This window comes from Allocoleopsis sp. (assembly GCF_036703385.1).
Taxonomy (GTDB): Bacteria; Cyanobacteriota; Cyanobacteriia; order Cyanobacteriales; family Coleofasciculaceae; genus Allocoleopsis.
In genome coordinates this window covers 1-3,303 of the sequence record NZ_DATNPA010000483.1, presented here as the reverse complement: position 1 = coordinate 3,303, position 3,303 = coordinate 1, and the positions used below count along the sequence as shown (strand labels likewise).

At 43.6% G+C, this 3,303-nt stretch carries 2 protein-coding genes; both read left to right on the top strand.

Annotation, left to right across the window (positions count from 1 at the left end; genetic code table 11):
• Positions 1-510: GGDEF domain-containing protein (locus tag V6C93_RS23535; protein ID WP_333479106.1), on the top strand; the 510-nt coding region annotated here is incomplete at its 5' end.
• A 196-nt stretch (positions 511-706) separates the two neighbouring features.
• On the top strand, positions 707-3,303 hold a 2,597-nt coding region (locus V6C93_RS23530), incomplete at its 3' end, for a serine/threonine-protein kinase PknK (protein ID WP_333479105.1).

Here is a 3,303-nt window from a genome sequence, read left to right as displayed (position 1 = left end):
TTGGAGCGATCGCGCCTACTCAGAACGCTATCAGAAACCGACGCTTTGACTGGAGTTGCCAATCGCCGCAAGTCCACTCAAGAGTTGACTCAGTTTCTTGAATGGAGCCGACACTGCCATCAACCATTCTGCTTTGCGATCATGAAGTTAGACCGCCTACAGCATATTAACCAACAGTACGGTCATGCGGCTACAGATGAGGTATTAGCTCGATTTGGGGAACTGTTACGGCAAATCTTTCACAGCGAGGATGTTGTCGGTCGCTGGGGAGGTGCAGAGTTTGTGGTAGGTATGTCCGGCATGAATAAAAAAGACGGTGTGCGACGGCTTTCGGACTTGCGGAAGATGCTGCGTCAATTTGAGTTCAAGGGAGAAAACGGCACCTCGTTTCGAGCGACCTTTAGCGTGGGAGTGGTTCAGTATCCTCAAGATGGGGATGCGCTACAGTTGCTTTATCGAGCTGCCAGTGCTGTGCTGGGTCGAGAGGATGTAGGGGGCGATGTTGTTTAGCGGACGCTTCGCTTTTCGGGTCTAAAGCCAAACGGTATGAATCACCATCACGAAATTACTACTACAACTGTGATGGCTAATATGGAATAAAGGGTAGGGCACGGCAATGCCGTGCCCCTACGAACCACAAGATTTTCATGTAGGGGCACGATACTATCGTGCCCTCAAAAAGTTTTAATTAAAGGTAAATACAACCATGAATATTGCTGGCTATACCGTATTAGAAGTAATTTATGAGGGAATAAACACCGTCATTTATCGTGCTTCTAAACAGCCAGAACTTAACTCCGTCATTATCAAAACATTAAAAGCAAAGTATCCCACAATTGAGGAACTTACAAAGCTGAGGCATGAGTTTAAAATTCTCCAGCCTCTAGACATCAATGGAATTCTTAAACCTATTGCTCTAGAAAGTTATCAGAATGGCTTGGCGTTAATTTTACCAGATTTTGAAGGAAAAGCACTGATAAATTTCATTTCTGCTCAAGCGATTGACTTGAACCAATTTTTGCAAATTGGTATTCAGCTAGCTTCAACCTTAGCTCAACTTCATCAAAATAATATTATTCATAAAGATATTAAACCTCATAACATCCTGATTGATTCGACAACAGGTCAAGTTAAAATTATTGATTTTAGTATTGCTTCTCGTTTATCTAGAGAAAGTCAGACAATTAACAATCCTAATTTGCTCGTTCGGGAAACGGCCTCTATGGACGTAGCCTCTATGCAGGACATCGGAGTCGGCACCCTAGCCTATATGGCACCCGAGCAAACTGGGAGAATGAACCGTGCGATCGACTATCGGACTGACTTTTACTCTTTAGGTGTAACGTTGTATCAACTGCTAACGGGTCAATTGCCCTGTCAGGAGACTGATGACCCACTAGCAATGGTTCACTGCCATATTGCGAAAACTCCAATTCCACCACATGAATTAAACCCAGCCATTCCTCTGGCGATATCTGACATTGTAATGAAGCTCCTTGCCAAGACAGCAGAAGACCGATATCAAAGTGCGCTGGGATTGAAAGCTGATTTAGAAGCTTGTTTGAGGATGCTGCAAACGTCTGGGGAGGTTGCTCACTTCAAAGTTGGAGAACTGGATTTATTTAGTCAATTTTCGATTCCGCAGAAGCTATATGGACGCGAACAAGAGGTTAGTCGATTAATGGATGCCTTCGATCGCGTCAGTTCTGGCAGAACAGAAATGATGCTGGTCAGTGGTTACTCTGGAATTGGAAAATCCTCGCTGGTTAATGAGATTCATAAACCCATTGTGCGTCAGCGAGGATACTTTATTTCTGGTAAATTCGACCAGTTCAAGCGCAATATTCCCTATGCTTCCATCATTCAAGCGTTTCAGGAATTGATGCGGCAACTCCTGACAGAACGTGATGACAAGCTAGCAATTTGGAAATCAAAACTTTTAGAAGCCCTCGGTTCCAACGGTCAAATCATTATTGATGTGGTTCCCGAAGTAGAACGAATTATTGGACCGCAACCCGCCGTTCCTCAACTTGGTGCATCTGAATCGCAAAACCGATTCAATCGAGTATTTCAACAATTTATCCACGTATTTAGCCAACCCGAACATCCGCTTGTTGTCTTTCTAGATGACTTGCAGTGGGCAGATTTATCTTCTCTCAAGCTCATTGAGCTGATTGTGACCGATCCAGATAGCGAATATCTATTGCTAATTGGGGCATATCGAGACAATGAGGTCAGTGCCACTCATCCCTTAATTCATACATTGGAGCAAATCCAACAGACTGGAGCGGTTATCAATAACATCATTCTCCAACCTTTGAATATTGTTCATGTTAGCCAATTAGTTGCTGATACCCTCCACAGTGCTACTGCCCAAGCTAAGCCACTAGCTGATTTAGTTTTCAAGAAAACACAAGGTAATCCTTTCTTCTTAACTCAGCTCCTCAAATCGCTGCATCAGGAAGACCTCCTGTCATTTAATTTCAGTCAAGGTTGCTGGCAGTGGGATATCGATGTTCTTCAAGGCATTGATATCACCGAGAATGTTGTCGAACTGATGGTCAGCCAAATTCAAAAGCTGTCGCCCAAGACGCAGAATGTCCTAAAGTTAGCAGCCTGCATTGGGGACAAATTTACGTTAGATGTTTTAGCCATTGTCAATGAAAAATCTCAGTCAGAGACAGCAACGGATTTGTGGGTTGCCTTACAAGCAGAGCTGATTTTACCGCTCTCGGAGGCTTATAAAACTCCGATGGTGTTTGACATAGAACCCTCAACCGCCTTACAAGTTGAGCCGTTAAACGTTGGCTACAAGTTTTTGCATGACCGCGTGCAACAAGCCGCTTATTGTCTTATTCCAGATTCACAGAAGAAAGAAACTCACCTAAAAATTGGTCAGTTGCTACTACAAAATACAACGCCTGAAGAACAAAAAGAAAATATCTTCACGTTGGTGAATCAACTCAATTACGGCACCGACTTACTTACCTTAGAGTCGGAACGATATAAGCTTGCTGAACTTAATCTTATAGCCGGTCAGAAAGCGAAAGCAGCGACAGCCTATGAATCTGCTATCCGCTACCTGAAGGTTGCTTTGGGGTTATTGGCAGTCAATAGCTGGCAAAGTCAGTACGAGCTAACACTAGCACTTTATGAATCAGCGGTAGAAACAGCGTACCTGAACTGCGATTTTGAGCAGATGGAGAAATGGGCAACAGTTGTCTTGCAACAGGCAAAAACCCCCATCGACAAAATAAAAGTCTATGAGGTGAAAATCCAAGCCTATATGGCGCAAGTTAAACA